Here is a 247-nt window from a genome sequence, read left to right as displayed (position 1 = left end):
CATTGCCGCCCAGCCAAAAAGTGTCAGAAAATATTCTGAGTGAAACTTTTGGTATTAGCCGCGCAATGGCGAGAAACATGATGGAACGTCTGGCTGCGCAACATTTTTTGGTCACGCTATCCCCTCGGATCACTCAAGTAGCACCGCTGACATTGCTCGAAATAAGGCAAAACTTTATGCTGCGACGCATGCTGTTGCCGGAAATTATTGCTGGCGCGTCTAAAGTTGATTTCGATAAAATAACGGC

1 pseudogene is annotated in these 247 nt (G+C 46.6%); it reads left to right on the top strand.

Going from position 1 to position 247, the window contains the following annotated elements:
• A pseudogene (locus tag R0K30_RS23015) lies at positions 1-247 on the top strand (hypothetical protein); the annotation flags it as partial.

The organism is Bacillus sp. SIMBA_154, from assembly GCF_046536015.1.
GTDB lineage: Bacteria > Bacillota > Bacilli > Bacillales > Bacillaceae > Bacillus > Bacillus pumilus_P.
The sequence above is the reverse complement of the archived record's forward strand: the minus strand, read 5'-3'. Positions and strand labels throughout refer to the sequence as shown.